General features: G+C 72.4%; 23 protein-coding genes. 14 read left to right on the top strand and 9 right to left on the bottom strand.

Translation table 11 applies throughout. From position 1 onward, the window contains the following. Positions 1–3: 3 nt before the first annotated feature. The 3 genes from ABEB00_RS07645 to ABEB00_RS07635 form a co-directional block, all read right to left on the bottom strand. Positions 4–1,821 carry a glycosyltransferase family 2 protein gene (locus ABEB00_RS07645; RefSeq protein ID WP_345618219.1) on the bottom strand — a complete coding sequence of 606 codons (1,818 nt, stop codon included), beginning with the start codon at positions 1,819–1,821 and terminating at the stop codon, positions 4–6. Positions 1,822–2,086: 265 nt separating this feature from the next. Beyond that, a complete protein-coding gene (locus tag ABEB00_RS07640; RefSeq protein ID WP_345618218.1) occupies positions 2,087–2,380 on the bottom strand; it encodes an MTH1187 family thiamine-binding protein in 294 nt (97 codons plus the stop codon). Continuing rightward, the gene (locus ABEB00_RS07635; protein WP_345618217.1) at positions 2,377–2,721 is read right to left on the bottom strand and encodes a DUF3817 domain-containing protein; all 345 of its coding nucleotides are present in this window, start codon (positions 2,719–2,721) and stop codon (positions 2,377–2,379) included. Before ABEB00_RS07635 ends, ABEB00_RS07640 begins: the two co-directional genes overlap by 4 nt. Positions 2,722–2,855: 134 nt before the next feature. Here ABEB00_RS07635 and ABEB00_RS07630 point away from each other — a divergent pair, with 134 nt between their 5' ends. The 4 genes from ABEB00_RS07630 to ABEB00_RS07615 all read left to right on the top strand — a co-directional run bounded on the left by ABEB00_RS07630 (position 2,856) and on the right by ABEB00_RS07615 (position 5,492). After that, positions 2,856–3,488, top strand: a complete 633-nt coding sequence (locus ABEB00_RS07630) for an AIM24 family protein (RefSeq protein WP_345618268.1) — start codon at positions 2,856–2,858, stop codon at positions 3,486–3,488. Further along, positions 3,488–4,138 (top strand): AIM24 family protein, encoded by a 651-nt coding sequence (locus ABEB00_RS07625; RefSeq protein ID WP_345618216.1) that lies wholly within the window; start codon positions 3,488–3,490, stop codon positions 4,136–4,138. Before ABEB00_RS07630 ends, ABEB00_RS07625 begins: the two co-directional genes overlap by 1 nt. Continuing rightward, positions 4,135–4,911 (top strand): AIM24 family protein, encoded by a 777-nt coding sequence (locus tag ABEB00_RS07620; protein WP_345618215.1) that lies wholly within the window; start codon positions 4,135–4,137, stop codon positions 4,909–4,911. Before ABEB00_RS07625 ends, ABEB00_RS07620 begins: the two co-directional genes overlap by 4 nt. A 104-nt stretch (positions 4,912–5,015) precedes the next feature. Further along, positions 5,016–5,492, top strand: a complete 477-nt coding sequence (locus tag ABEB00_RS07615) for a MarR family winged helix-turn-helix transcriptional regulator (RefSeq protein WP_345618214.1) — start codon at positions 5,016–5,018, stop codon at positions 5,490–5,492. Positions 5,493–5,503: 11 nt separating this feature from the next. Here ABEB00_RS07615 and ABEB00_RS07610 read toward each other — a convergent pair whose 3' ends face one another. After that, on the bottom strand, positions 5,504–6,904 hold the full coding sequence (locus ABEB00_RS07610) for a sensor histidine kinase (RefSeq protein WP_345618213.1): 1,401 nt from the start codon (positions 6,902–6,904) through the stop codon (positions 5,504–5,506). Further along, the gene (locus tag ABEB00_RS07605) at positions 6,901–7,566 is read right to left on the bottom strand and encodes a response regulator transcription factor (RefSeq protein WP_345618212.1); all 666 of its coding nucleotides are present in this window, start codon (positions 7,564–7,566) and stop codon (positions 6,901–6,903) included. The genes ABEB00_RS07610 and ABEB00_RS07605 overlap by 4 nt, the downstream gene beginning before the upstream one ends. A 114-nt stretch (positions 7,567–7,680) precedes the next feature. Here ABEB00_RS07605 and ABEB00_RS07600 point away from each other — a divergent pair, with 114 nt between their 5' ends. Next, on the top strand, positions 7,681–8,268 hold the full coding sequence (locus ABEB00_RS07600) for a PepSY domain-containing protein (protein WP_345618211.1): 588 nt from the start codon (positions 7,681–7,683) through the stop codon (positions 8,266–8,268). A gap of 90 nt (positions 8,269–8,358) precedes the next feature. Here the strand turns inward: ABEB00_RS07600 and meaB are convergent, their stop codons facing one another. Together meaB and ABEB00_RS07590 are read right to left on the bottom strand one after the other, a co-directional pair. Then, entirely contained in the window at positions 8,359–9,324 is a 966-nt protein-coding gene (gene meaB, locus ABEB00_RS07595) for a methylmalonyl Co-A mutase-associated GTPase MeaB (RefSeq protein ID WP_345618210.1), read from the bottom strand. 50 nt (positions 9,325–9,374) lie between these two features. Beyond that, entirely contained in the window at positions 9,375–10,634 is a 1,260-nt protein-coding gene (locus tag ABEB00_RS07590) for an acetyl-CoA C-acetyltransferase (protein ID WP_345618209.1), read from the bottom strand. A 152-nt stretch (positions 10,635–10,786) separates the two neighbouring features. Here ABEB00_RS07590 and mce point away from each other — a divergent pair, with 152 nt between their 5' ends. From mce to ABEB00_RS07555, 7 genes are all read left to right on the top strand, one after another. Beyond that, positions 10,787–11,227, top strand: a complete 441-nt coding sequence (mce, locus tag ABEB00_RS07585; RefSeq protein WP_345618208.1) for a methylmalonyl-CoA epimerase — start codon at positions 10,787–10,789, stop codon at positions 11,225–11,227. A gap of 236 nt (positions 11,228–11,463) precedes the next feature. Further along, positions 11,464–15,570: a polarized growth protein Scy gene (scy, locus tag ABEB00_RS07580; protein ID WP_345618207.1), complete on the top strand. Its 4,107-nt coding sequence runs from the start codon at positions 11,464–11,466 to the stop codon at positions 15,568–15,570. A gap of 206 nt (positions 15,571–15,776) precedes the next feature. Beyond that, positions 15,777–16,712 carry a coiled-coil domain-containing protein gene (locus tag ABEB00_RS07575; protein WP_345618206.1) on the top strand — a complete coding sequence of 312 codons (936 nt, stop codon included), beginning with the start codon at positions 15,777–15,779 and terminating at the stop codon, positions 16,710–16,712. Positions 16,713–16,801: 89 nt separating this feature from the next. Continuing rightward, on the top strand, positions 16,802–17,776 hold the full coding sequence (locus ABEB00_RS07570) for an ABC transporter ATP-binding protein (protein ID WP_345618205.1): 975 nt from the start codon (positions 16,802–16,804) through the stop codon (positions 17,774–17,776). Beyond that, a complete protein-coding gene (locus ABEB00_RS07565; protein ID WP_345618204.1) occupies positions 17,773–18,549 on the top strand; it encodes an ABC transporter permease in 777 nt (258 codons plus the stop codon). Before ABEB00_RS07570 ends, ABEB00_RS07565 begins: the two co-directional genes overlap by 4 nt. 139 nt (positions 18,550–18,688) lie before the next feature. Next, entirely contained in the window at positions 18,689–19,822 is a 1,134-nt protein-coding gene (locus tag ABEB00_RS07560) for an ABC transporter ATP-binding protein (protein WP_345618203.1), read from the top strand. After that, entirely contained in the window at positions 19,819–20,697 is an 879-nt protein-coding gene (locus ABEB00_RS07555) for an ABC-2 transporter permease (protein WP_345618202.1), read from the top strand. The genes ABEB00_RS07560 and ABEB00_RS07555 overlap by 4 nt, the downstream gene beginning before the upstream one ends. Before the next feature lie 7 nt (positions 20,698–20,704). Here ABEB00_RS07555 and ABEB00_RS07550 read toward each other — a convergent pair whose 3' ends face one another. Continuing rightward, positions 20,705–21,037, bottom strand: coding sequence for an ATP/GTP-binding protein (locus ABEB00_RS07550; protein ID WP_345618201.1), 333 nt, complete (start codon positions 21,035–21,037; stop codon positions 20,705–20,707). A gap of 254 nt (positions 21,038–21,291) precedes the next feature. Between ABEB00_RS07550 and ABEB00_RS07545 the strand changes: the two genes are divergently transcribed. Next, the gene (locus tag ABEB00_RS07545; RefSeq protein ID WP_345618200.1) at positions 21,292–22,320 is read left to right on the top strand and encodes an LLM class flavin-dependent oxidoreductase; all 1,029 of its coding nucleotides are present in this window, start codon (positions 21,292–21,294) and stop codon (positions 22,318–22,320) included. Between the two features lie 119 nt (positions 22,321–22,439). Here ABEB00_RS07545 and ABEB00_RS07540 read toward each other — a convergent pair whose 3' ends face one another. Beyond that, entirely contained in the window at positions 22,440–22,832 is a 393-nt protein-coding gene (locus ABEB00_RS07540) for an SCO5389 family protein (protein ID WP_345618198.1), read from the bottom strand. A gap of 290 nt (positions 22,833–23,122) precedes the next feature. Between ABEB00_RS07540 and nucS the strand changes: the two genes are divergently transcribed. Continuing rightward, positions 23,123–23,794, top strand: coding sequence for an endonuclease NucS (nucS, locus tag ABEB00_RS07535; RefSeq protein ID WP_345618197.1), 672 nt, complete (start codon positions 23,123–23,125; stop codon positions 23,792–23,794). The last annotated feature ends 28 nt before the right edge of the window (positions 23,795–23,822 follow it).

Here is a 23,822-nt window from a genome sequence, read left to right as displayed (position 1 = left end):
GGCCTAGTTGCCTCCTGTCATGGTGCCGGAGACGGACGTGGTGGCTCCGGTGGCGGCCAGGGCGGGCGTGGCGGTGAGGAGGTCCTGCGGGGCGGAGGACTGCTGCGGGGCGGTGGGCCGCGGGGCGGGCCGGGCCGCGCGGCGGGCGCGGCGGGCGGTGGCCGCCCAGACCGCCACCGGGGCCAGGGAGATCGCCACGGCCAGCAGCGCCCAGGTGCGCATCGCCGCGTGGGTGTGGTCCAGGGCGGCGGAGGCGACCAGGGAGGCGAGCAGCAGGAACGCCCAGGAGAGGTGGATGCGGAAGGTGAGCAGCCGGTCGGGGCTGGCGCCGTCGCCCTTGGGGGTGACGACGAAGCGGCTGGGGCGGCGCAGCACGGCCTCGGCGAGGGACTTGAGGTAGATCGGGGCGGAGAGCGCCGACATCGCCATGCCGGCCAGCCCGCCGGAGCCCTGCGGTTCGTGCGGGGAGACGTTGTGACGCCGGTTCCAGAGGTAGAGGCCGATCTGCAGGGCGGCGGCGTCGCTGTAGAGCATCAGCCAGACGGAGGCGGCGACCTCGGTGCCGGAGGCGCCGAACCAGAGGAAGAGGACGCAGCTCAGGATGCCGAGGAGCCAGTTGACGGCCGTCATGGGGTAGTAGACGAGCATCAGCGTGTAGGACAGGAGACGGCCCGCGGGCATCCGCGGCGCCCCCTTCCGGTACTGCCTGATGAGCGTCTCGTAGGTGCCCCGGGACCAGCGCATCTGCTGGGTGAAGAAGTCGGTCCAGGAGGCCGGGCCCTCGCCGACGGCGAGCACGTCGGGGGTGTACACGGACTGCCAGTGGTTGCCGGTGGCCGGGTTGCGGTGGTGGTGGATCTCGAACCCCGTCGCCATGTCCTCGGTGATGGAGTCGTACAGGCCGCCGACCTGGCGGACGGCCGCGATCCGGACGACGTTGTTGGTGCCGACGAACATGGGGGCGCGGTAGCGGTTGCCGGCCCGCTGGATGAGGGCGTGGAAGAGGAACTGCTGCGACTCGGCGGCCTTGGTGACGGGGTTGTGGTAGTTGCCGTACACCTGGGGGCCGACGACGAAGGCGACGTCCGGGTCGCGGAAGTAGCCGAGCATCCGCTCCAGGAAGCCGGGGAGCGGGACGTGGTCGGTGTCGACGGAGGCGAAGAACTCGTAGTCGCCGCCGTGCATGGCGATCCAGGCGTTGTAGTTGCCGTGCTTGGTGCGGGCCTTGTGGACGCCGGTGTCGCGGTTCCACTCGGGGACGCCCCGGCGGGTGAAGTGGCGCACGCCGAGTTCCGCGCAGAGGGCCCTGGCGTCGGGGTCGTCGCCCTCGTCGAGGAGCCAGACGTCGAGGACGGAGCCGGGGCCGGTGCCGGTGAGACGGGTGGCGCCCGCCAGGGTGGCGCGGACCATGGCGAGGGGTTCCTTGCCCGGGACGTACGTGGTGAGGAAGGCGACCCGGGTGCCGGGGGCGGGGGTCACCGGGACGGGATCGCGGGCGACCATCGTGGCGTGGGCGACGGAGGCGACGTTGACGACCATGAACAGCTCGATGAGGCCGATCGCCACCAGCATGGTGACGTCGAGGACGGTCAGCCAGGTGTCCGCGCCGTCGCGCTCCACCCAGTGGCTCGGCCAGACCAGGTAGACCAGCAGGGCGCCGGTGAGCAGGGGCGCGAGGGTCATCAGGAGGACGGCTTTTATTCGCCGGGGCTCGCGGGAGAGCAGCGAGATGTACCGCACCCGGTACGCGTCGCCGGACGGCTCCGTGAGCGGACCGGCCAGTCGGCTGTGGGTGTCGTAGTCGTAGCCCTCCGGCCGCACAGCGCCCTCCGGTGTTTGGGGAGTGATCAGAGATCAGCACTCGGTGATCTGGATCGATCTGGAGTGATCTACATCTACCCATACGAAAGTGGAGATTTGGGGGCGTGTCGAACTGAGGGCGTCCAGGCGGGTGGGTGTACCCGCCCACGACCGCCGGGCCCCCCGGCGTCGCTCGACACCGGGGAACCCGGGAACACGGATCGGGCGCCGCTCCTCGGCGGCGCCGCCCGGCGACGAAGCCGCCCGGCGTCGGAGCTGTCCGGAGTCAGCCGGCGAGGTGCCTCTCCACGGTCTCGACCTTGGCGGTCAGCCCGTCCGTCACGCCGGGGCGGATGTCCGCCTTCAGCACCAGGGACACCCTCGGCGCCCGTGCCTCGACGGCGGCCACGGCGCGCCTGACGACGTCCATCACCTCGTCCCACTCCCCCTCGACCGAGGTGAACATCGCGTCGGTGCGGTGCGGCAGCCCGGAGGCGCGGACCACCCGGACGGCGTCGGCGACGTACTCCCCCACGTCCTCACCGACCCCCAGCGGCGTCACGGAGAAGGCGACGATCATGCCCCGACCACCCCTTCCCGGCGGGCGCGGGAGGCGATCACCGCGTCCTCGGCCTCGCGGCGCAGCTTCCGCTCGGCGAAGAAGCCGCCGGTGGGCAGCACCGAGAGGACGAAGTAGAGCACCCCGGTCCCCAGCGGCCACTTGGCCCTCCGCCAGGCGTCCGCCCAGAAGACGACGTACAGGACGAACAGCACGCCGTGCACCCTGCCCATCACCGGGACGGCGTTGAAGTCCGTGGTCCGCTTGAGCACCGAGCAGACGAGCAGGAGGAGGAAGGAGATCGCCTCGGGCGCGGAGATCAGGCGGAGGCGGCGGAGGGCTGCGGCGGTCTTCAGGTCCACGGGTGGTCACCTTCGATGGGAGGGACGTCGACGATCATCTTGTGAACGTACGCACAAGCGCTTCGCCATTCTGGCAAACCGCTGAGGCGCCCGGCTCACGGGGGCGCCGGTCCGCTACCTTCGCAGACGTGGCGATGTTCCGACTCCAGGGCAGCAAGGTGCTCGCCGTCGACATGACCGGGGACGCCGTCAAGGCGAAGAACGGCTCGATGGTCGCGTACGACGGGCAGATGGCCTTCAAGAAGATGAGCGGTGGGGGTGAGGGGCTGCGCGGAATGGTGACGCGGCGGCTCACCGGTGAGCAGATGACGGTGATGGAGGTGAAGGGGCACGGGACCTGCTGGTTCGCCGACCGGGCTTCGGAGATCAATCTCGTGGGTCTCCAAGGCGACAAGCTGTACGTCGAGTCCAGCAACTTCCTGGCGGCCGACGCGGGGCTGCGGACGGGGACGGAGTTCACCGGGCTGCGCGGCGCCTCGCAGGGCAACGGCCTGTTCACCACGACCGTGGAGGGGCACGGCCAGGCGGCGATCATGTCCGACGGACCGGCCGTGGTGCTGCGGGTCAGCGCCCGGTACCCGCTGACCGTCGATCCGGGGGCGTACGTGGCGCACCAGGGGAACCTGCGGCAGTCCTTCCAGTCCGGCGTGACGTTCCGCACGCTGCTGGGCGAGGGCGGCGGGGAGGCGTTCCAGATCCGGTTCGAGGGGGACGGGCTGGTCTATGTGCAGCCCAGCGAGCGGAACACGATCGCGGGGGATGTGTGATGGCGTTCCGGGAGCTGAATCCGAAGATGGTCGAGGCGACGGTGGCGCCGGGGCAGCGGCTGTTCAGCCAGCGGGGCGCGATGCTCGCGTACCGGGGCGAGGTGTCCTTCACGCCCGATCTGCGGGGCGGGCAGGGCGGGGTCATGTCGATGATCGGGCGGCGGGTGGCGAACGAGGACACCCCGCTGATGACCGTCGAGGGCAGCGGCACGGTGCTGTTCGGATACGGCGGGCACCATGTGCAGGTGATCCAACTCGCCGGGGACACGCTGTACGTCGAGGCCGACCGGCTGCTCGCCTTCGAGGGCACCCTGGAACAGGGCACGGTCTTCCTCGGCGCGCAGGGCGGGGTGATGGGGATGGTGCGCGGGCAGGTCAGCGGGCAGGGGCTGTTCACGACCTCCCTCAAGGGGCACGGCGCGGTGGCCGTCATGGCGCACGGCGGCGTGATCGAGATCCCGGTCACCCCGCAGCGTCCGGTGCACGTCGATCCGCAGGCGTACGTCGCCCACCACGGGGAGGTGCGCAACAAGCTGTCCACCGCGCTGGGCTGGCGCGACATGGTGGGGCGCGGCTCCGGCGAGGCGTTCCAACTGGAGCTGAGCGGCAGCGGCGCGGTCTACGTCCAGGCGTCGGAGGAGAAGCTGTGAGCACCGTGCACCACGACCCGTCGACGCTGCCGGCCGACGACAACGTCAACGCGTACACCTTCTGCGTGGAGCTGGCCGGCAGCCAGTGGTTCCTGCAGAAGGGGAAGATGATCGCCTATTACGGGACGATCGACTTCAACGGGATCGGGCACGGGCGGCTGGACCGTCTGGTGCGGACGTCCTTCCATTCGCCACTGCACGCGAGCGACTGGGTGGTGGCGGAGGGCTCGGGCAAGATGCTCCTGGCCGACCGGGCCTTCGACGTCAACTCGTACGACCTCGAAGACGGCAATCTGACCATTCGCTCGGGCAACCTGCTTGCTTTTCAGCCAAGTCTCGCCCTCAAGCAGTCGATCGTGCCGGGCTTCGTGACGCTGCTCGGCACCGGAAAGTTCGTGGCCGCCTCGAACGGCCCGGTGGTCTTCATGGAACCGCCGCTGCGGGTGGACCCGCAGGCCCTCGTCGGCTGGGCCGACTGCCCCTCTCCGTGCCACCACTACGACCACGGGTACCTGACGGGCCTGCTGGGCGGTCTACGTGCGATGACGGGCCTGGGCGGGGCCTCCGGCGAGGAGCACCAGTTCGAGTTCGCGGGGGCCGGGACGGTGCTGCTCCAGTCCAGCGAGACGCTGATGGCGGAGCAGGCGACGGGAGCGCCGCCCGCGGAACCGGGGGTGCCCGGCGGCGGGGCGCACGGTTCCGGGCCGGGGGCGGCCGGGGCACCGCGCCTTCCCGGACAGCTCGGGGACCTCCAGCGCCGCTTCGGGCTGTGAGCGGTAATCTGCGGAGTGTGACATCGAACGCGTGCGCACCGTCACAGTGACAGGGCGACCACTCCCGCTAGTTCATCTTTCAACTTCTTAGGTAGACTTCATCCATGGAGACCGAGACGGCCACCCGCTGGCTGACCGATACGGAGCAGTGTGCTTGGCGCACCCACCTGGAGGTCAACCGACTGTTGACGTACCAGCTCGAAAAGGACCTCCAGCCGTTCGGCCTGACCATGAACGACTACGAGATCCTGGTGAATCTCTCCGAGTCGCCGGAGGTGCGGATGCGGATGAGCGACCTCGCCACCGTCACCATGCAGTCCAAGAGCCGCCTGTCGCACCAGATCACCCGCATGGAGAACGCCGGCTTCGTCCGGCGGGAGAACTGCGAGTCCGACCGGCGCGGCCTCTTCGCCGTCCTGACCGAGCACGGTCTGGAGACCATGCGCGAGGTCGCGCCGCACCACGTGTCCTCGGTGCGCCGGCACTTCATCGACCTGGTCTCCCCCGAGGCGCTGGCGGAGCTGGAGAAGGCCCTGAAGCCCATCGCCGAGCACCTGCGCGGCCAGCGCGGGCGCCCCTGACACCGCGGGTCTCAGACGGCCGGCAGGCGGAGTTCGAACAGGGCCCCGCCGGCCGGCCCGGCGCGGACCGTGAGGGTGCCCCCGTGGCGCGCGGCGACGTCCCGGGCGATGGCCAGCCCGAGGCCCGCCCCGCCGTCGTCCCGGCTGCGGGCGGCGTCGAGCCGTACGAACCGCGCGAAGATCCGCTCCCGGTCGGCCGCGGGCACCCCGTCGCCGTCGTCGGCGACCGCGACCACGGCCGCCTCCCCGTCCCGCCGCACCCGCACCTCGACCGCCGTACGGGCGTGCCGTTCCGCGTTGTCCAGCAGGTTCCCCAGCACCCGCCCGAGCTGCCCGCGCGAGCCCGCCGCCGCCACCCCCTCCTCGGCCCGGACCGTCACCCCGGCCCGCCCCCCGGCCGCCTCCCGGACCAGCGCCCCGAGGTCCACCCGCGCGTCCGCGGGCCGCTCCCCCGCGTCCAGCCGGGCGAGCAGCAGCAGATCGGCGGCGAGCCGCTGCAGCCGTACGGTGTCCTGCACCGCGCCGTCGACGTCCAGCAGCCCGGGGTGCGCGGCGCCCACCTCCAACTGCGTCCGCAGCGAGGCGATCGGACTGCGCAGCTCGTGCGAGGCGTCGGCGACGAACCGCCGCTGCCGCTCCACGGCCGCCTGGAGGGCGGCCAGCGTCTCGTTGGTGGTCAGGGCGAGCCGCGCGACCTCGTCGTGGGTGTCCGGCACCGGGACCCGCCGGGTCAGGTCCTCGGAGCGGGTGATCGCCGCCATCTCCCGCCGGATGCCCTCCACCGGCCGCAGCGCCCGCCGGGTCACCAGCCAGGTCACCCCGGCGACCACGGCGGCCAGGCACGGGAACCCGATCAGCATCACGGTCAGCGCGGTGTTCACGGCGCCGTGCTCGGCGGAGAGCGGGGACCCGGCGTACACGGTGAGCGTGGAGCCGTCGTCCCTCTCCACGGTGACGCCCGCGAAGCGGTAGTCCTCCGTCTCGCCGTCGACGGTCGCCGAGCCGTCGCTGACGGTGGCGCGCTCCCCGATCTCCCCCGGCTCCACGGCCTCCGCCGGGTCGTCGTCCTCCTCGTCCCCGGCCCCCGCCCCGGGCCGCGGCCGGACGGCCTCCACGCCGGTGCCGCTGATCCGCTCCAGTTCCTCGCTCGCGGCCACCAGCACCCCGTCCTCGTCGACGACCTGCACCGGCCGGTCGTCGACGTCCAGCGACAGCTCTCCGTAGGCCGTCCCGGCGGCGAGCTGGGAGGCCACCTCGCGCGCGGAGCGCTCCGCCGAGGTCCCGGCCTCGCCGAGCAGATTGGCCCGCAGCGAGAGCAGTACGGCGGCCCCGGCCGCGACCAGCGCCACCGCGACGACCAGGGTCGCGGCCAGCGCGGCCCGAGCCCGTACCGAACCGAACAGGCGCCTCATCGTTCCCGCTCCAGCCGGTACCCGGCGCCCCGGACGGTCGAGATGAGCCCGGCCCGCAGCTTGCGCCGGAGCACGCTGACGTACACCTCGACGATGTTGGGGTCGCCCTCGTAGGCGAAGTCCCAGACATGCTCCAGGATCTCCCCCTTGGACACCACCTGGCCGGCCCGCAGCACGAGCTGCTCCAGCACGGCGAACTCCCGCGCGGTGAGCGACACCTCGTCCCCGCCGAGAAACACCCGCCGGGCCGCGGTGTCCACCTTCAGCTCCCCGTGCACATGCACGGGCGCGGCCCCGCCCCCCGTCCGGCGCCGCAACAGCGCCTTGACCCGGGCCACCAGCACCACGTACGAGAACGGCTTGGTGAGGTAGTCGTCCGCCCCCGTGTCCAGCCCCTCCGCCTCGTCGTACTCCCCGTCCTTGGCGGTGAGCATCAGGATCGGCACGTCGTGACCGGCGGCCCGCAGCGCGGCACAGACCCGGTACCCGTTGAGCCCCGGCAGCATGATGTCGAGGATCACGAGGTCGTACGTCCCCTCGCCGGCCCGGTGCAGCCCCTCCCGCCCGTCGTGGACGACATCGACGGCGTACCCCTCGGCGGTGAGCCCCCGGGCGAGAGACAGGGCCAGCCGCTTCTCGTCCTCCACGATCAACAGACGCATACGCCAACGATCGCAAAAACATCCTGAAGATCCCTTCAGGTCACTTCAGCTTCCCCTCAGCGTCGGCACGCGACAGTGAGCGGGTCGAAACGAAGCGACTCGGGAGGAACCCGCATGAAGCGCAACATCGTCATCGCCACCGTCGCCGCCGCCGCGCTGATCGCAGGCGGCACGGCCACGGCTCTCGCGGTCACCGGGGAGGACGACCAGGACGCACAGCGCCAAACGGACACCCGCACGACGGACACCCGCACGACGGACCACGCCGTCCGGGCGGCCACGGCCGAGGTGACGGCCCCCGAGGCCATCGCCACCGCGCTGAAGCACACCGCGGGCACGGTGGTCTCGGCGGAACTGGACGACGAGGACGCCGGCGAGCCGACCGTCTGGGAGGTGGAGATCCTCTCCTCGGCCGGCACCTGGCACCACCTCGACCTCGACCCCGGGAACGGCAAGATCCTGGACACCCGCACCGAGAACGCGGACGAGGACGACACCGCCGAGGCCAGGGCGGCCCTGAAGAACACGCCCGGCACCGCCGCCGAGGCGGCCGAGGCGACCGCGGCCAAGGGCACGGTGACCTCCGTGGACCTGGACGACAAGGGCTGGGAGACCGAAACCCGGTCCCCCGGCGAGCCCGCCCGGGACTGGCAGGTGAACCCGACCACGGGCAAGATCACGCCCGGCACCGACGACGACTGACCGGCCCGGTGGGTGCGGGGGTGCGGGGTGTCGGCCCGCACCCCCGCACGGGGCGGGGGCGGGGGGACGACCGCCGCGGGCACGGACCGCTCAACCGCCGGAAGGCCCCGTCAGCCCCGCCACCAGTTCCTCCGCCGCCCGATACGGATCCAGCTCCCCCGCCACGATCCGCTCCGCCAGCACCCCCAGCCGCCGGTCCCCCCGCAAGTCCCCGATCCGCTCCCGCAGCGTCGTCACCGCGAGGGTCTCCACCTCACGCGCGGCCCGGACCCGCCGCCGTTCGGACAGCACCCCCCGCTCCTCCATCCAGGCCCGGTGCTTCTCCAGCGCCTCGACGACCTCGTCCACGCCCTCCCCCCGCGCCGCGACCGTCTTCACGATGGGCGGACGCCAGTCCCCCGCCCCCCGGGCCTGCCCCAGCCCCAGCATGTGGTTCAGCTCGCGCGCGGTGGCGTCCGCGCCGTCCCGGTCGGCCTTGTTGACGACGTACACGTCACCGATCTCCAGGATCCCGGCCTTGGCCGCCTGAATCCCGTCCCCCATGCCCGGGGCCAACAGCACCACCGACGTATCGGCCTGCGAGGCGATCTCCACCTCCGACTGCCCGACCCCGACCGTCTCCACGAGGATCACCTCGCACCCCGCCGCGTCCAGCACCCGGATCGCCTGCGGCGCGGCCCACGCCAGGCCGCCCAGGTGCCCGCGGGTCGCCATGGACCGGATGTAGACGCCCGGATCCGACGCGTGCTCGGACATCCGCACCCGGTCCCCCAGCAGCGCCCCGCCGGAGAACGGCGACGACGGGTCGACCGCGAGCACCCCGACCCGCCGCCCCCGCTTGCGGTACGCCGTCACCAGCACCGACGTGGACGTCGACTTGCCGACCCCCGGCGACCCGGTGAGCCCCACCACGTACGCCCCGCCGGTCAGCGGGGCCAGCGCCGCCATGATCTCCCGCAGTTGCGGGGACGCCCCCTCCACCAGGGAGATCAGCCGGGCCACGGCCCGCGGCCGGCCTTCCCTGGCCTGGGCCACCAGCGAGGAGACGTCCTGCATCACAGCTCCGTTTCAGCGAGGTCGGGTACGGAAGAGGGCGCGACCGGGCCTCAGCCCTTGGCCACCCGCAGGATCAGCGCGTCCCCCTGCCCGCCCCCGCCGCACAGCGCCGCCGCACCGACCCCGCCGCCACGCCGCTTCAGCTCCAGCGCCAGATGCAGCACCAGCCGGGCACCGGACATGCCGATCGGGTGCCCCAGAGCGATCGCGCCCCCGTTCACATTCACCTTTTCGGTGGACACGCCGAGGTCCTTCATCGACTGCACGGCCACCGCCGCGAACGCCTCGTTGATCTCGATCAGGTCGAGGTCGCCGACCTCCAGGCCCTCCTTGGACAGCGCGTGCCGGATCGCGTTCGACGGCTGCGACTGCAAAGAGTTGTCCGGCCCGGCCACGTTCCCGTGGGCGCCGATCTCCGCGAGCCAGTCGAGTCCCAGCTCCTGGGCCTTCGCCTTGCTCATGACCACCACGGCCGCCGCGCCGTCGGAGATCTGCGAGGCGGACCCCGCCGTGATCGTGCCGTCCTTGGCGAAGGCCGGCCGCAGCTTGCCCAGCGACTCGGCCGTGGTGTCCGCGCGGATGCCCTCGTCCTTGCTGAAGAGCACCGGCTCACCCTTGCGCTGCGGGATCTCCACCGGCGTGATCTCGGCCTCGAAGAGACCGTTCTTCTGGGCCGCCGCCGCCCGCTGGTGGGAGAGCGCGGCCACCTCGTCCTGCGCCTCGCGCCGGAGCCCGAGCCGGACGTTGTGCTTCTCGGTGGACTCGCCCATGGCGATGTGCTCGAAGGCGTCGGTGAGACCGTCGTACGCCATGGCGTCGAGCATCTCGATCGCGCCGTACTTGAAGCCCTCGCGGGACTTCGGCAGCAGGTGCGGGGCGTTGGTCATGGACTCCTGGCCGCCGGCCACGACCACGTCGAACTCACCCGCGCGGATGAGCTGGTCCGCCAGCGCGATCGCGTCGAGCCCGGAGAGGCACACCTTGTTGACCGTCAGCGCCGGGACGCTCATCGGGATGCCGGCCTTGACGGCCGCCTGGCGCGCCGGGATCTGCCCCGCCCCGGCCTGGAGCACCTGCCCCATGATCACGTACTGCACCTGGTCGCCACCGATCCCCGCACGGTCGAGGGCGGCCTTGATCGCGAAGCCGCCGAGGTCGGCTCCGGAGTAGGACTTCAGCGAGCCGAGCAGCCGGCCCATCGGGGTGCGCGCACCCGCGACGATGACGGAGGTCGTGCCACCGGTCCCGGACGTCGCGGACGCGGAGGACGACGCGGAAGTTGCGGAAGTTGCGGAGGTTCCAGAAGACATGAGCTGCGATCCCCTTTTCCGGCCCGCACAGGCCGAGGAGTGAACGAGGGTTTACTCGAAAAGGTACTGACCGGTATGCCACCCGTCATCGGGCCGTCGGTGTGATCGCGCGCACGTTGCGTAACCGCCGCCGGAGCGCTGCACTTGACTCCATGCTGACGCGAATCGACCACATCGGAATCGCCTGTCACGACCTCGACGCGACCGTCGAGTTCTACCGCGCCACCTACGGCTTCGAGGTGTTCCACACCGAGGTCAACGAGGAGCAGGGGGTCCGCGAGGCCATGCTCAAGATCAACGACACGTCGGACGGCGGAGCCTCGTACCTGCAGCTCCTGGAGCCCACCCGGGAGGACTCCGCGGTCGGCAAGTGGCTGGCCAAGAACGGTGAGGGGGTCCACCACATCGCCTTCGGCACGGCGGACGTCGACGCCGACGCCGCGGACATCCGCGGCAAGGGCGTCCGCGTGCTGTACGAGGAGCCGCGCCGCGGCTCCATGGGGTCGCGCATCACCTTCCTGCACCCCAAGGACTGCCATGGCGTACTCACAGAACTGGTCACTTCGGCGGCCGTTGAGTCACCTGAGCACTGACCCTCGTACAGAGGGGCCGGTAGGGTTGGGCGCGGTCGCCGCTCCGTCCAGGGTGACCGGTCCCGCCGTCACCGGCGGAACCGCACGGCCGGGGCCCGGGTTTCGGGGGAGTGCGCCGGGGCAGCAGCACACGCTCCGCCGTTGATCTGACACCATTCCCCGGGGGCCCCGTTTCGCCAGTACGGGCGGGGTTCGTTCGGAGAGTGTTGCGACCAGGGGACGGATGGGACCGCGCAGTGCGGGGCTACGAGAGCCAGGAGCGAGAGCCGGCGGCTGACGTCGACCACCTCTCTCGGTTCGAGGCCGAGATGAAGCGGCTGAAGACCGAGCGGGAAAAGGCGATCCAGCACGCCGAGGACCTCGGCTACCAGGTCGAGGTGCTGCGCGCGAAGCTGCACGAGGCGCGGCGCACCATCATGTCCCGGCCCGCCTTCGACGGCGGCGACCTCGGGTACCAGGCCGAGCAGTTGCTGCGCAACGCGCAGGTGCAGGCCGACCAGTTGCGGGCGGACGCCGAACGCGAGCTGAGCCAGGCCCGCGCGCAGACCCAGCGCATCCTCCAGGAACACGCCGAGCAGGCCGCCCGGCTCCAGGCGGAGCTGCACCAGGAGGCGGTGACCCGGCGCCAGCAGCTCGACCAGGAACTGGCCGAGCGCCGCCAGACCGTCGAGTCCCACGTCAACGAGAACGTCGCCTGGGCCGAGCAACTGCGCGCCCGCACCGAGTCCCAGGCCCGCCGGCTCCTGGACGAGTCCCGCGCCGAGGCCGAGCAGGCCATGGCCGCGGCCCGCGCGGAGGCCGAACGGCTGACCGCCGAGGCGCGGCAGCGGCTGCGCGGCGAGGCGGAATCGGCGCGCGCCGAGGCCGAGCAGTTGCTGCGCCGGGCCCGCGCGGACGCCGAGCGGCTGCTGAACGCCGCCTCCACCCAGGCGCAGGAGGCCACCGACCACGCCGAGCAGCTCCGCAGCTCCACCGCCACCGAGTCCGAGTCGGCCCGCCGCCGCGCCCAAGAGCTGAGCCGGGCCGCCGAGCAGCGGATGACCGAGGCCGAACAGGCGCTGCGCAAGGCGCGGACCGAGGCCGAGAAGCTGGTCACCGAGGCGGAGGAGGCCGCGGCCAAGGCGCTGTCGAGCGCGGAGTCGGCCAACGAGACCCGGACCCGGACGGCCAAGGAGCAGGTCGCCCGGCTGGTCGGTGAGGCCACGAAGGAGGCCGAGTCCACCAGGGCCGAGGCCGAGCAGCTCGTCGCGGACGCCCGCGCCGAGGCCGAGAAGATCGTCGCCGAGGCCGCGGAGAAGGCCCGGACGGCGACCGCGGAGGAGACCGCCACCCAGCTCTCCAAGGCCGCCCGGACCGCCGAGGAAGTCCTCGACAAGGCGTCCGAGGAGGCCAAGCGGACCACGAAGGCCGCCGCCGAGGAGGCCGAGCGGATCCGCGGCGAGGCCGAGTCCGAGGCGGACCGGCTGCGCGCCGAGGCGCACGACATCGCCGAGCAGCTCAAGGGCGCGGCGAAGGACGACACCAAGGAGTACCGGGCCAAGACGGTCGAGCTGCAGGAGGAGGCGCGCCGGCTGCGCGGCGAGGCCGAGCAGCTCCGCGCCGACGCCGTCGCCGAGGGCGAGCGGATCCGCGCCGAGGCCCGCCGGGAGGCCGTCCAGCAGATCGAGGAGGCGGCGAAGTCCGCCGAGGAGCTGCTCGCCAAGGCCAAGGCGGACGCCGACGAGCTGCGCCGGACCGCCACCGCGGACAGCGAGAAGGTCCGCACCGAGGCGATCGAGCGGGCCACCGCGCTGCGCCGGCAGGCCGAGGAGACGCTGGAGCGCACCCGGGTCGAGGCCGAACGCCACCGCACCGAGGCCGTGGAGCGGGCCGAGGAGCTGACCGCGGAGGCCGAGCGCGCCGCCGGTGAGCTGCGCGAGGAGGCCGAGCGCCAGGCCGAGGCCAGGCGCGAGGAGGCCGCCGAGGAGCTGACCCGGCTGCGCACCGAGGGCGAGGAGCGGCTGGCCGCGGCCGAGCGGGCGCTGACCGAGGCCCGGGCGGAGGCCGACCGGATCCGCCGCGAGGCCGCCGAGGAGACGGAGAAGCTGCGCACCGAGGCGGCCGAGCGCATCCGTACCCTCCAGCAGCAGGCGGCGGCGGAGGCCGAGCGGCTGCGGGACGAGGCCGCCGCCGACGCCTCCGCCTCCCGCGCGGAGGGCGAGAGTGTCGCCGTACGGCTGCGGTCGGAGGCGGCGAACGAGGCCGAGCGGCTGAAGACGGAGGCGCAGGAGAGCGCCGACCGGATGCGGGCGGAGGCCCGGACGGCCGCCGAGCGCATCGCGGCCGAGGCGTCGGAGACGCTGGACGCCGCCCAGGAGGAGGCCGCCCGGCGCCGCCGTGAGGCGGAGGAGCTGCTGGGGTCGGCGCGCGAGGAGGCGGGCCAGGAGCGTGAGCGGGCCCGCGAGCAGAGCGAGGAGCTGCTGGCCTCGGCGCGCAACCGGGTGGCGGAGGCCGAGGGCGAGGCGGCCCGGCTGGTCGAGGAGGCGGACCGCCGCGCCACCGAGCTGGTGTCGGCCGCCGAACAGCACGCGGCGCAGGTACGGGAGTCCGTGGCGGGTCTGCACGAGCAGGCCCAGGAGGAGATCACCGGGCTGCGCAGCGCCGCCGAGCACGCCGCGGAGCGCACCCGGCGCGAGGCCGGGGAGGAGGCGGACCGGGTCCGCGCCGACGCCTACGCGGAGCGGGAGCGGGCGAGCGAGGACGCGGGCCGGCTGCGCCACGAGGCGCGGGAGGAGACCGAGGCGGCCAAGGCGCTCGCCGAGCGGACGGTGTCCGAGGCGATCACCGAGGCCGACCGGATCCGCGCGGACGTCTCCGAGTACGCCCAGCGGGTGCGCACGGAGGCGTCGGACGCGATCGCCGAGGCCGAGCAGAACGCGTCGCGGACCCGGGCGGACGCCCGTGAGGACGCCAACCGCATCCGCTCGGACGCGGCGACGCAGGCCGACACCCTGATCACCGAGGCGCGTTCGGAGGCCGAGCGGCTGACGGCCGAGACGATCACCGAGACCGACCGGCTGCGTACGGAGACGGTCGCCGAGACCGACCGGATGCGTGCCGCGGCCTCGGACGCCGTCGCCGAGGCCGAGGACGCCGCGGCGCGGGCTCGCGGGCAGGCCCGGGAGGACGCCAACCGCCTGCGCACGGACGCCGCGACGCAGGCCGACACCCTGATCACCGAGGCGCGTTCGGAGGCCGAGCGGCTGACGGCCGAGACGGTCACCGAGACCGACCGGCTGCGCACCTCGACGGTCGCGGAGGCCGAGCGGGTCCGCGCCGAGGCGGCCGCGCGGGCCGAGCAGCTCGTGTCGGACGCCACCGGTGAGGCGGAGCGGCTGCGTGCCGAGGCCGCCGAGACGGTCGGTGCGGCGCAGCAGCACGCCGAGCGCATGCGCGGTGAGGCGGACCGGGCGCGGACCGCGGCCGAGGCGGAGGCCGAGCGGGTGACGGCCGCCGCCCGCGCGGAGGCCGAGCGCACCCTGGACGAGGCCCGCAAGGACGCCAACAAGCGGCGTTCGGAGGCGGCCGAGCAGGTCGACACGCTCATCACGGAGACCACGGCCGAGGCCGACAAACTGCTCACCGAGGCGCAGCAGCAGGCGCGGAAGACCACCTCGGAGGCGGAGACGCGGGCCGACACGATGGTGGGCGCGGCCCGCAGCGAGGCCGAGCGGCTCGTCTCCGAGGCGACCGTCGAGGGCAACTCCCGGGTGGAGAAGGCCCGGACGGACGCCGATGAGCTGCTGGTCGGGGCCCGCCGGGACGCGACCGCCATCAGGGAGCGGGCGGAGGAGCTGCGGGACCGCCTGACCGGTGAGATCGAGCAGTTGCACGAGCGGGCCCGGCGCGAGGCGGCCGAGACGATGAAGTCGGCCGGCGACCGCTGCGACGCGCTGATCAAGGCCGCCGAGGAGCAGCTCGGCAAGGCCGAGGCGAAGGCGAAGGAGCTGGTGTCCGAGGCGAACTCGGAGGCCGGCAAGGTGCGCATCGCCGCGGTCAAGAAGGCCGAGGGGCTGCTGAAGGAGGCCGAGCAGAAGAAGAGCAGGCTGGAGAAGGAGGCCGAGGAGCTGAAGGCCGAGGCGGTCCGCGAGGCCCGGCGCACGGTCGAGGAGGGCAAGCGCGAGCTGGACCTGCTGGTGCGGCGCCGCGAGGACATCAACACCGAGATCTCCCGGGTACAGGACGTCCTGGAGGCGCTGGAGTCCTTCGAGACGCCCGCCGCGGGCGGCGGCAAGGACGCGGGGGTGAAGGCCGGCGCGACGGTCGGCGCCCCTCGATCGGGTGGTAAGGCGTCAGACGGCTAGCGCTCACGCCGATTTTGGTGTCCCCTTGAGACCTTTGGCGGTGCCCTCCTGAGACCTTTCACCAAAGCTTCGGCAAGTCTTGGGTGCGTCAGCCGGTCAAAAGAGGTGTCATTCTTCTTACCAAACACGTATCCGCTCGATGACACACCGCATTGGCCCCTAGGATTCCCTCTATCACCTCACCGGTCTCATTCGACAGGAACCCCATGAGCGACACTTCCCCCTACGGCTTCGAGCTTGTGCGGCGTGGGTACGACCGCGCTCAGGTGGACGAACGAATCTCCAAGCTCGTCTCCGACCGTGACAGCGCTCTCACCCGCATCACCGCTCTGGAGAAGCGCATCGAGGAGCTCCACCTCGAGACGCAGAACGCCCAGGCCCAGATCACCGACGCCGAGCCGTCGTACGCGGGTCTCGGCGCCCGGGTCGAGAAGATCCTGCGGCTCGCCGAGGAGGAGGCGAAGGATCTGCGCGAGGAGGCCCGGCGCGCCGCGGAGCAGCACCGCGAGCTGGCCGAGTCGGCCGCTCAGCAGGTGCGCAACGACGCCGAGTCCTACGCCTCCGAGCGCAAGGCCAAGTCGGAGGACGAGGGCGTCCGGATCGTCGAGAAGGCCAAGAGCGACGCCTCCCAGTTGCGCTCCGAGGCGCAGAAGGACGCGCAGTCCAAGCGCGAGGAGGCGGACGCCCTCTTCGAGGAGACCCGCGCCAAGGCCGCGCAGGCCGCCGCCGACTTCGAGACGAACCTCGCCAAGCGGCGTGAGCAGTCCGAGCGCGACCTGGCCTCGCGTCAGGCCAAGGCCGAGAAGCGGCTCGCGGAGATCGAGCACCGCGCGGAGCAGTTGCGCCTGGAGGCGGAGAAGCTGCGCACCGACGCCGAGCGCCGCGCCCGCCAGACCGTCGAGACGGCGCAGCGCCAGGCCGAGGACATCGTGGCCGACGCCAACGCCAAGGCCGACCGGATCCGTTCGGAGTCCGAGCGCGAGCTGGCCGCCCTCACCAACCGCCGCGACTCCATCAACGCGCAGCTCACCAACGTGCGCGAGATGCTGGCGACCCTCACGGGCGCCGCGGTGGCCGCGGCCAGTACGCCGGCCGAGGACGAGCCGATCTCCCGCGGGGTGCCGGCCCAGCAGTCCCGGTAACGACCGCGGTACGAGCGGAGCACGAAGAGCGGCGAAGCCCTCTGTCACTGGGGTGGCAGAGGGCTTCGCCGCGTTCTAGCGTGGTCGGCATGATCGAGCTCGAGGGGCTGACCAAGCGGTACGGCGAGAAGGTGGCGGTCGACAATCTCTCCTTCGGCGTCGCACCAGGGATCATCACGGGCTTCCTCGGTCCCAACGGCGCGGGCAAGTCCACCACCATGCGGATGGTGCTGGGCCTGGACCGGCCGAGCGCCGGGGACGTCCGCATCGACGGACGGCACTACCACCAGTTGAAGGACCCGCTCACTCACATCGGGGCCCTGCTGGACGCCAAGGCGGTGCACGGCGGCCGCAGCGCCTACCACCATCTGCTCTGTCTGGCGCAGGCCAACGGCATCCCGGACCGCCGGGTGCACGAGGTGCTGGACACGGTCGGTCTGACGGCGGTGGCGAAGAAGAAGGCCAAGGGGTTCTCGCTCGGCATGGGGCAGCGGCTCGGCATCGCCGGCGCGCTCCTCGGCGACCCGCGGATCCTGATGTTCGACGAGCCGGTCAACGGGCTGGACCCGGAGGGCATCCACTGGATCCGCAACCTGATGAAGACGCTGGCCGGCCAGGGCCGTACGGTCTTCGTCTCCTCGCACCTGATGAGCGAGATGGCGCTGACCGCGGACCACCTGGTCGTCATCGGGCAGGGCAGGCTGCTGGCGGACACCTCGATGGCCCGGTTCATCGCGGAGAACTCGCGCTCCTACGTCCGGGTCCGCACCCCGCAGCGGGAGCGCCTGCTCGACGCGCTGGCCGGCGCGGGGATCGAGGTCGTCGAGTCCGGGGCGGAGGTGCTGGAGGTGGACGGCGACAAGTCCGCGGCCATCGGCGAGCTGGCCGCGCGACACCAGGTCGTCCTGCACGAGCTGAGCCCCCAGCGGGCCTCGCTGGAGGAGGCGTTCATGCGGCTCACGGCGGAGTCGGTGGAGTACCACGCGCACGACGGGCAGACCCCCGCGGGGCAGTCGCCGGCCGCGCCGGGGCAGGCGTGGGGCAGCGACTGGAGGAACTCATGAGCACGGCGTCGGTGCGGGCCGTCCGGTCCGAGTGGACCAAGATCCGGTCGGTGGCGTCCACGGTGTGGACGCTGTCGCTGGCCGTGGTCGTCACCATCGCCCTCGGCATGCTGATCGCTGCGCTGTCGAAGAACGAGTTCGACGACATGAGCGACCGCGACCGGCTGGCCTTCGACCCGACGTTCATCAGCTTCGCCGGCATGAGCCTCGGCCAGCTCGCGATGATCGTGTTCGGGGTGCTGGTGGTGGCGAACGAGTACAGCAGCGGCATGATCCGCACCTCGCTCGCGGCCGTGCCCCGGCGCGGCACCTTCCTGTTCAGCAAGATCGCCGTCGCCACCGTCCTCGCCCTGGTCGTCTCCATGGCCACCAGCTTCGCCGCCTTCTTCCTCGGCCAGGCGATGCTGGGTGACCTGAAGGCGTCGATCGGCGACCCCGGGGTGCTGCGCGCGGTGTTCGGCGGCGGCCTCTACATGACGCTCATCGCGATGTTCTCCATGGGCGTGGCCGCGATGCTGCGCTCGCCGATGCTGTCGCTGGGCATCCTGATGCCGTTCTTCTTCCTCGTCTCCAACATCCTCGGCGGCGTCGACGCGACGAAGAGGATCGGCCGGTTCCTCCCCGACCAGGCCGGCAACAAGATCATGCAGGTGGTGCCGCCGCTCGACGACGACACCCCGTACGGCCCGTGGGGCGGCCTCGGCATCATGGTGCTGTGGGTGGCCGCGGCCCTGGTGGGCGGATACCTGGTGCTGAGGAAGCGGGACGCCTGACGCGCGGGGAGCGGCCGGCGTGCCCTCGGACCGACAGATTTTGCCCGGGCTTGAACGGAACCGTCAGCACCTCGATAAGCTCCTAACCCTTACGGGGGCGCGTGCCCCGGTGTCCTGAACCGTTCGATGGGTGCGGACCATGATCGAGGCTGTCGGCCTGACCAAGCAGTACGGCGACAAGACCGCCGTGTACAACCTGTCCTTCCAGGTGCGGCCCGGTGCCGTCACCGGCTTCCTCGGGCCCAACGGCTCGGGCAAGTCGACGACGATGCGCATGATCCTCGGGCTGGACAACCCCACCGCGGGACATGTGACCATCGGCGGCTACCCCTACCGCAGGCTGCCCAACGCCGCCCGCCAGGTCGGGGCCCTGCTGGACGCGAAGGCGGTGCACGGCGGCCGGTCCGCCCGCAACCACCTGCTCTCCCTCGCGCAGCTCTCCGGCATCCCGGCCCGCCGGGTGGACGAGGTGCTCGGCGTGGTGGGCCTGCGGGACGTGGCCCGCGCCCGCTCCAAGGGCTTCTCCCTCGGCATGGGCCAGCGGCTCGGCATCGCCGGCGCGCTCCTCGGCGACCCGCAGGTGCTCCTCTTCGACGAGCCGGTCAACGGCCTCGACCCCGAGGGCATCCTCTGGGTGCGCAACCTGATGAAGGCGCTCGCGGCCGAGGGCCGGACCGTCTTCGTCTCCTCGCACCTGATGAGCGAGATGGCGCTCACCGCCGACCACCTGATCGTCATCGGCCGCGGCCAGCTCCTCGCCGACATGGGCGTGCGGGACTTCATCGCCGCCAACTCCGCCGGTTTCGCGCGGGTGCGGACTCCGGACACCGAGCCGCAACTGCGCGAGAAGCTCACCTCGGCGCTGACCGAGGCGGGCGGGCAGGTCCTCCCCGAGCAGGACGGCGCGCTGCGCGTGACGGGCCTCGCGCTCCCCCGGATCAGCGACCTCGCGCACGAGGCCGACGTACGGCTGTGGGAGCTGTCCCCGCACCAGGCGTCGCTGGAGGAGGCGTACATGCGGATGACGCAGGGCGCCGTCGACTACCGCTCGACCATCGACCAGCGGGCCGGGTTCCAGCAGCCGCTGCCGCCGGGCGCACAGCCGCCGCCGGTGCCCGGCCAGGGCCAGCCGGGCTGGTACGCGCCGCCGCCGCCGGCCAATCCGTACGCGCACCCCGTGCCCGTGCCCCAGGCGCCCCCGGGCCTGGCTCCGGGGCCGGGCGCCGTCCCTGCTCCCGCCACCGCCCCGACCAAGCCCGAGGACGCCCGATGAGCACGCCCCAGCCCCCGATGCCGCAGGCCGCCCCCGACCGGCGGGCGGCGCCCGGTCAGCCCGGTCAGCCGTACGGCGGCTACACCTCGCCGATCCCGGTGGTGCGCACGCATCTGCTGCACGCCGTCGCCTCGGAGTGGACGAAGATCCGGTCGGTGCGCTCGACGATGTGGACGCTCGGCGTCTTCGTCGTGCTGGTGATCGGCATCGGTCTGCTGACCGGAGCGGTGGTGTCGGGCTCCAGCGTGAGCGCCGAGGGCACCAACCCGCTGGAGCTGGGCTTCTTCGGGCTGCTGCTGGGCAGCATGTGCGTCATCACCCTGGGCGTGCTGACCACGGCCTCGGAGTACGGCACCGGCATGATCCGCACCACCATGACCGCCTGTCCCAGCCGCGGCCGGGTGCTGGCCGCCAAGGGCCTGGTCTTCTTCCTGCTCTCGTTCGTGGTGACGCTGGTCTGCGCGACGCTGGTCGCCGTGGTCCACGTGGCGCTCCTGGAGGGCAGCGGGGCGGTGCACCCCACCGGCCAGGACTGGTTCAAGGCGACCGTGGGCGTCTCGCTCTACGTCGCCCTGCTCGGCCTGCTGTCGCTGGCGGTCGGCTCGATCCTCCGGCACTCGGCGGGCGCCATCACGCTGATGATCGGGGCCGTGCTGGCGCCGCTGGTGATCGCGCTGTTCATGTTCTCGGAGTCGCTGCAGGACGTGCAGGAGGCCCTGTTCGAGTACTCCATCCCGAACCAGCTCAGCATCTTCTACGCCAACTCGCTGACCGAGTCCGGGCCGTCCGGCTGGGATCCGCTGTGGATCGTGGCCGGGGTGACGGCCGTGGTGTTCGGCGGTGCCTTCGCGCTGCTGGAGAAGCGGGACGTCTGAGCCGGCCTCAGAACCTGGGCGCGTTCCGGGACCGCTGCACCCGTGTGGTGCGGCGGTCCTTCGCGTTCCAGCACGCCTTGTGCCAGTGCCGGCGGTCGTCGACGCCGCCGTGGTCCGGCCAGGCCACGAGGTGCGGGACGCCGTCCGGGATCGGCTGGTCGCAGCCGGGGCAGCGGTAGGACTTGCCGTGCGCGCTCGCGCCCGCCACGTTCCGCACGCACCACTCCTCGCCCCGCCAGGTCTCCGTGGCCTGCCAGCCGCCGTAGCGTCCGGGGCGGTCGTCCTCGGCGCTCCGGCCGGAGGGACCGGCGCTACTGGCGCGGTTGCGACGCGGGGACACAGGACACCTCACGGAGCTGTACAGGAAATACGGACCGCGTCCAGCCTACGCGGGCCGGAGCGGGGGCAGGCGGAAGGCACCCGGCCGCGGTTCCCGTGCGCGGGCCGCCCCCGGCGGGTGCCCGGACCCGCCCCGACGGCCCATTACGCAGACAATCCGCAAATCTCCTCGCCCGGCCGTGTCCTCGGCACGTGTCAGCCGGTTATGCCCTGTGGGGGAGCTCCGGGTCGGAGCCAAGGAAGCGGGAAAAAGCGATGCGTGTGGGAAGTTTCGTGCTGGCGGCCCAGTTCCCGGGCCAGGGGCAGGGGGAGACGCTGCACCGCGCGGTGCGCTCGGCCGAGGTCGCCGAGGAGGCCGGACTGGACTCGGTCTGGCTGGCCGAGCACCACTTCGTGCCGTACGGCACCTGTCCGTCCGCCATCACCCTGGCCGCCCTGCTGCTCGGCCGCACCCGGCGGATCACCGTCGGCACCGCGGTCAGCGTACTGCCCAACGCGCACCCCGTGGCGCTCGGCGAGCAGGCCGCGCTGCTGCACGTGACGAGCGGCGGCCGGTTCGCGCTGGGCGTCGGCCGCGGCGGGCCCTGGGTCGACCTGGAGGTCTTCGGAGGCGGCCTGGAGGCGTACGAGAAGGGGTTCCCGGAATCACTCGATCTGCTGGTGCGCTGGCTGCGGGAACCGGCCGTCGCGGCGGCGGGCGACCGCTTCCGGTTCCGCGAGGTGCCCGTGGTGCCCCGGCCGTCCCAGTCGCTGACGGAGACCGCCGGACCGGAGGTCGTCGTCGCCTGCACCTCCCCGGCGAGCGTGCGCCTCGCCGCCGAGCGGAATCTGCCGATGCTGCTCGGGATGCACGTGGGCGACGAGGAGAAGGCCGACATGGTCGCCCTGTGGGGGCGGCACGCCCGCGCCGCCGGACGGGACCCGCGGGAGATCCGCGGCGCCGCCCACGTCTCGGCGGGCGTCTGCCAGATCGCCGACCGGCGCACCGACGCGGCGGAGACGCTGCAGAAGGCGATGCCGGGCTGGCTGCGGCAGGGGCTGGGCGCTCACCTCACGGTGGACGGCCGCGCCCGGCGGATGCGTGACCCCCTGGCCTACACCGAACTGCTCTGCGGGCTGCACCCGGTGGGCACTCCCCGGCTCTGCGCCGACCGGCTCGCGGCGACCGGCGAGCGGACCGGCATCTCCCGCTTCGCCCTGCTCGTCGAGGGCTCCGGCGACCTCGCGGCCACCGAGGAGAACGTACGACGGCTCGGGGCCGAGGTCCTCCCCCGGCTCCGCTGACCGGCGAGGCCGGCCGGGGGCACCGGCCGTGGACCGCGGCCCCCGCCCCGCCGGGCCTGCCGCTCCGGCACCCGTGCACCTGGCGCGTACGGAAGACGGCAGGCGGCGGTCGGGCCGCGTCAGCAGTCGCGCAGTTCGGGCGACTGGTTCAGCAACTGGTTGCGCGCCGAGGTGAAACGGGCCAGCGTCGCGTCGACCGAGGGGTCGGCCGGGAAGACCGCCACCCGGTGGCAGTTCTGGAAGGCCAGCCGCACCCCGAAGTGGCGTTGCAGCGTGCCTCGTATCGCGTCACTCGCGAGCGCGCGCAGCAGTTGACCGCGTGCCTGCTCGTCCGGCGGGGGCGTCTGGTTGTCGGCGAAGTCTCCGCCGTCGACCTTGAGCTGGGCCACCAGGGAACTGATCATCTCCCATGCGTAGGGCAGGGAGGTCCGGACGCAGTCGACGAAGTCCGCTTCGTCGACCTCGCCTCGCTCGGCCTGTTCGAGTAGGGCCGGTGAGACGTCGAGCGACATGAGTACTCCTCTCGCACCCCCGATCAGCGGGGGTTGCCGGACAACAGGGGAGCCCGCGATCACGAACACGCTCCGTGCGCACCTCGCGACCTCCCGTTGAACACCGTAGGCAACTCAACGTGACGGCACCAGGCGAATGGGCGGATGGGCATCCGGTGACCGGCACACAATCGGCCAGTGCGCAACACGGGGCTTATGGGAGAAGTGGGACGCGTCCGGGGTCTCGGGCCGGGCGCCGGCCGCGGATGCGAATCGCGTCGGGCCCGGGGCGTCGAGTAGCGTTGCCGACCATGCGTCTCGTCATTGCCCGCTGCTCCGTCGACTACGCCGGGCGGCTCACCGCCCATCTCCCCTCGGCGCCCCGCCTGATCCTGGTCAAGGCGGACGGCAGCGTCTCGATCCACGCCGACGACCGGGCCTACAAGCCCCTGAACTGGATGTCGCCCCCGTGCGCGCTGAAGGAGGGCACGGGCGAGGACGAGGGGGTGTGGACGGTCGTCAACAAGGCGGGTGAGAAGCTCATCATCACGATGGAGGAGATCCTCCAAGACTCCTCGCACGAACTGGGCGTCGACCCGGGCCTGATCAAGGACGGCGTGGAAGCGCACCTCCAGGAGCTGCTCGCCGACCGCATCGAGACCCTCGGCGAGGGCTACACGCTGATCCGCCGCGAGTACCCGACGGCCATCGGGCCGGTCGACATCCTGTGCCGGGACGCCGAGGGCCGGACGGTCGCGGTGGAGATCAAGCGGCGCGGTGAGATCGACGGCGTGGAGCAACTGACGCGCTATCTGGAGCTGTTGAACCGCGACCCGCATCTCGCCCCGGTGCGCGGGCTGTTCGCCGCCCAGGAGATCAAGCCGCAGGCCCGCGTCCTCGCCACCGACCGCGGCATCGGCTGCCAGGTACTGGACTACAACGGGCTGCGCGGTATCGAGGACGACAAGCTGCGGCTGTTCTGAGCGGTTCCGTATCGGCGTGCCGACGCCA

This window comes from Streptomyces ziwulingensis (assembly GCF_039542605.1).
Taxonomy (GTDB): domain Bacteria; phylum Actinomycetota; class Actinomycetes; order Streptomycetales; family Streptomycetaceae; genus Streptomyces; species Streptomyces ziwulingensis.
Note: the sequence above shows the minus strand (reverse complement) of the source record. Positions and strands in the feature narration are given on the sequence as shown.